This is a genomic window from Nostoc sp. CHAB 5715, assembly GCF_020829685.1.
Classification (GTDB): domain Bacteria; phylum Cyanobacteriota; class Cyanobacteriia; order Cyanobacteriales; family Nostocaceae; genus Nostoc.
Genome location: NZ_JAIVFR010000776.1, coordinates 1 through 3666, shown reverse-complemented (window position 1 = coordinate 3666; position 3666 = coordinate 1). Strand labels below are relative to the sequence as shown.

Below are 3666 nucleotides of genomic sequence, written 5' to 3'. Positions count from 1 at the left end.
TTCAAAAGAAACTCTGCAATTTTTAGTGACAATGCCATTGCATCAACTGACAATGCGATTGTATCAACTGACAATGCCATTGTTGCGGCTGACAATGCCATTGTTGCGACTGACAATGCCATTGTTGCGGCTGACAATGCCAATGCATCGACTGACAATGCCAATGCATCGACTGACAATTCCAATGCATCGACTGACAATGCCAATGCATCGACTGACAATGCCAATGCGTTCCCTTGCATTAAAACGCTACGATTTTACGCAAAGCTGTACTTAGTGGACTTTAGCTATCAGCCCAGAACTTAAGTTCTGGGCGGAATATCGACTGAGTGCGACACTTTGACTGTTACAAAAATCTGGGTAACGACAAGGACTTTAGGGTGGCATTTCCAGTCTCAGACTGGGAAAGAGGAACAAGGAATTTGTATTAGCCATTGACTAAATACCAACGCTGTAGCGCCAACCGTTGAATTTCGCGCCAGGGAATATTATGTTTTCGGGCTAACTCTGCACAATCTTCATATTCTGGCTGCACATTAGCAATAACTTTTTCTGGTGATTGTCCCTTCCATGCTACTTTGACACGCACTTTGCCATATTCAATTTCCACTTGTTGAATTTCCCGTTGTAAAATGGCGCGTTGCTGAGTTGTTCGCCGAATACCCAAAGTAGTGGTTTCGCGGAATATAACCGCTTCACAACTGAGTAAATTTTCTGGATGACAAATCACACTCAGCAAAATCCCTGGACGGGACTTTTTCATGGCGATCGCTTGGGTAAATACATCCACCGCACCAGCAGCAAACAACGCCTCAAACACATAGCCGATCGCTTGCGGATTTAAATCATCAATTTGAGTTTCTAGTACTGATATCGTTTCCAAATTTGAGCTACTCTCTTCAGAATCGCTGAAATTGGACTGTAAACTTGTGCTTTCACCCACCCAAAGCCGTAAAATATTGGGAATGGGTAAATTTATGGTTCCTGCCCCCAAACCTATCTGCTTGATAGCGATCGCAGGTGGTGAACCAAAATCTCTTGCCAAAGTAGTAGCGATCGCCGCTCCTGTTGGTGTCACCAGTTCTCTGTCAATCCCATTGCTATAAACTGGGCAACCCCGCATTTCCCACAGCTTTAATACTGCTGGTACTGGTACTGCCATCTGACCATGTGCAGCCCGAACAGTGCCGCCACCAGTCGGGAACGCCGAGCAGTAAAGTAAGGGTAATCCTTCGTCATTGCTCTCAATCCCCAACCAATCCAACCCCAGACAAGTACCCACAATATCTACAATCGCATCTACAGCACCCACCTCATGAAAATGAACTTTTTCAGGAGAAATGCCATGCACCGCCCCTTCTGCGACTGCTAGCTGTCGGAATACCGCCAAACTCCAAGCTTCTGCCCGTGATGGCAACTGAGCTTTGAGAATCATCTGCTCTATTTCAGGCAGGTGGCGTGTGTGATGGTGACTGTGTTCATGGTCGTGGTGATGGTGGTGGTGGCGATCGTGTACCAAATCCACATGAACTTTAGTCGCCTGCTGACCATTCCGTTGGACAAATTCTGCCCTTAACTGATATTCCTGTTCAATACCCAACCCATTGAGTTTTTCAATTAAATACTCCACAGGAACACCCAAACTTACCAAAGCACCCAGGCACATATCACCAGAAATTCCTGTCGGACATTGAAGATAAGCAATTTTATTCATAATAAATTTGTCATTAGTCATTAGTCATTAGTCATTAGTCATCAGTCATTAGTCATCAGTCATTAGTCATTAGTTATTCTCCCCTGCTCCCTGCCCCCTGCCCCCACTCCCCACTCCCCACTCCCCACTCCCCACTCCCCACTCTTTATGGCAAAAATTTTCTCAGTTCATCCGGATAATCCTCAAGTTCGCCGAATAGAGGAAATAAAGTCGGCGCTCTCTAGTGGCGCAGTCATGCTTTACCCTACTGATACAGTCTATGCGATCGGTTGTGATTTGAATGCCAAGTCGGCGGTAGAACGAGTACGGCAAATTAAACAGCTAGCAAATGATAAACCACTGACATTTTTATGTTCCTCGCTTTCAAATGTGGCAACTTATGCCTTCGTAAGTGACACAGCCTATCGGATTATGAAACGCCTGATTCCAGGGCCATACACGTTTTTGCTCCCAGCAACTAAATTAGTACCGCGATTGGTGCAAAGCCCCAAGCGGAAAACTACTGGAATTAGAGTACCAAACCATACAGTGTGTTTGGAGTTGCTGGCAGCCTTGGGCAATCCGATTATTTCAACTTCAGCACATCTGCCACCAGATGAAGCAGATAATGGCATGATTCGGATAGATCCAGAAACTGTTCAGTCGCAGGTAGAGCTATTTGACCGTTTGGACAAGTTGGTAGACATAATTGTAGACACTGGCGAAGAACCTACTTATGAAGTGTCTACGATCTTGGATATGACCGGAGACGAAGCAGCAATTATACGGAGGGGTTTAGGTTGGGAAGCAGCAGCAGCATGGGTATAAAAATTACACTTCACAAGCGCACCTCTCCGTTTCGGAAATTGTGATAAAAGCGACTCCAGTTTTTAAATTGTCATATTTTAATGCGATGTCTACGATGGGCACAGATGCAATAACAGGATGGTGGCAACAGTTGTTACAAAAAGGGATTTGGCAACTTTGAGAAAATGGTCGGTACTTGTGTCCCAACGTCAATGTGGTGGCTTGTGAAAAAACCGACACATTGCCATCACTGTAACTCTCTCGTATTTCCTACAGTTTTATATATGAGCTTTAGATGTGAGCATTACATGCGGCAAGCCTTAATGGATGAATGCCTAAAGATTCTCCAGCCAAGTCCGACCTTAATTGTTGTCTCTGCGTTGTAATTACGGTGCAATACTACTCCCTAGAAAAGTTATGAAATCTAACGTCATTAATCTACCAAACTCTACACCCATTTTTGATAACCACCTTTCGACTGAAGAATTTTCAGACAGCAGCAGCGAAACCTTGATTCAATTGCTGTGTCAGGAAATGCAAGCACAAGTGAAAGCAGCACCCAGATGCGTAGAAGCTTTAGCAAAGCGCATAACTATAGAAGTAGAACGCATTTGTGACAAAAGCTCCCGTATCCAAACATCTGGGGAAATCAAGTCCTGGCAGATTACGTTGGGAAGGCATCGGATGCACAAATGCTTACGTTACTACCAACTAGGTTCAAAGCAAGGGCGCGTGGAATTACATAGCAATTTGGGTGCTATGGTTTACCGTCATGTAACTATATCCGGCTCTGAGTTGGGTTTTGAGGCTCGTTACAGCCTGATTGAAGATTTTTTACAAGCATTTTATATTGAAGCTATCAAAGCTTTCCGGAGAGAAAACGAACTACCTGACGATCATACGCCGCGTACTCAGCTGCAATTAGCTGAATATATGGCGTTTACGGAACAGTATGCCAAACGCCGGATCAATTTACCTGGTGGTGCAAATCAGCAATTGATTATCTTGCGGGCCCAAGGTTTTGCTCGTCGTCAGCCGCAAGAAACTACCGTGGATATTGAAATGGCGGTAGAGTCTGCTAAGGGTGAAGAAGCAGAATCTTACCAGCGTAACTCGGCGGTGCAACAGCTGCGATCACAAATGATTGTAAAAAATCTTCAATCAGG

Annotated in this window: 2 protein-coding genes and 2 pseudogenes; 2 read left to right on the top strand and 2 right to left on the bottom strand. The window is 44.8% G+C overall.

All coding sequences use genetic code 11. From position 1 onward, the window contains the following. Positions 1 to 242 (bottom strand): annotated as a pseudogene (locus tag LC574_RS31025) (hypothetical protein); the annotation flags it as partial. A gap of 185 nt (positions 243 to 427) precedes the next feature. After that, the gene (gene larC / locus LC574_RS31020) at positions 428 to 1714 is read right to left on the bottom strand and encodes a nickel pincer cofactor biosynthesis protein LarC (RefSeq protein WP_229457423.1); all 1287 of its coding nucleotides are present in this window, start codon (positions 1712 to 1714) and stop codon (positions 428 to 430) included. Between the two features lie 147 nt (positions 1715 to 1861). On the opposite strand from larC, the gene LC574_RS31015 reads away from it, so the two are divergent. Both LC574_RS31015 and LC574_RS31010 read left to right on the top strand, forming a co-directional pair. Then, positions 1862 to 2521: an L-threonylcarbamoyladenylate synthase gene (locus LC574_RS31015; protein WP_229457422.1), complete on the top strand. Its 660-nt coding sequence runs from the start codon at positions 1862 to 1864 to the stop codon at positions 2519 to 2521. A gap of 396 nt (positions 2522 to 2917) precedes the next feature. Then, a pseudogene (locus LC574_RS31010) lies at positions 2918 to 3666 on the top strand (hypothetical protein); the annotation flags it as partial.

Coding starts and splice junctions, on each gene's coding strand:
- LC574_RS31015 (WP_229457422.1), top strand. CDS start 1,862: ATGGCAAAAATTTTCTCAGTTCATCCGGATAATCCTCAAGTTCGCCGA.
- larC (WP_229457423.1), bottom strand. CDS start 1,714: ATGAATAAAATTGCTTATCTTCAATGTCCGACAGGAATTTCTGGTGAT.